This is a genomic window from Lactobacillus sp. UCMA15818 (assembly GCF_030400225.1).
Lineage (GTDB): Bacteria > Bacillota > Bacilli > Lactobacillales > Lactobacillaceae > Liquorilactobacillus.
The window spans coordinates 1-510 of record NZ_VJYB01000040.1 but is presented as its reverse complement, the minus strand read 5'-3'; the positions used below and the strand labels follow the sequence as shown (position 1 = coordinate 510).

General features: G+C 54.9%; 1 protein-coding gene. It reads left to right on the top strand.

The window, feature by feature from the left end; all coding sequences use genetic code 11:
* Positions 1 to 383: M13-type metalloendopeptidase (locus tag FFX44_RS12580; RefSeq protein WP_289981790.1), on the top strand; the 383-nt coding region annotated here is incomplete at its 5' end.
* Positions 384 to 510: the final 127 nt, after the last annotated feature.

The window sequence follows — 510 nt, the reverse complement described above, 5'->3', positions numbered from 1 at the left end:
GTGAATTCACTCTCGGCGAAAACATCGGTGACCTCGGCGGATTGGGCATCGCTGTCGTTGCCTACGAAAAGTACCTCGCAGACCGTGGCCAAACCTTTGAAACCTCACCAGTCCAAAAATTCGAAGCAGAAGGCGCCGAGGAAGGCCTGGCCGAGCAAGAATTCAACGGTCTCCAACGCCTCTTCCTGTCCTGGGCTCGCGTGTGGCGCACCAAAATCCGCCCACAGATGGCCGTCCAATACCTGGCCATCGACCCACACTCCCCTGCAGAATTCCGCTGCAATGTCATCGCCGGAAACGTCGCTGAATTCTACGAAGCATTCGACGTCCCCGAAGATGCACCTGTGTACATCAAGCCAGAAGAGCGCCTAGCTATCTGGTAGTTGTTAGTTGGTATTGAAAAGCCCTCGCGCCGATGGATTTCGGGGCGAGGGCTTTTTAGCTTTCAGGAGCTGTCTCGGATTATTCCATCCAGTTGAACTCAGCGACCAGCAGCTCAACATCGTCCTT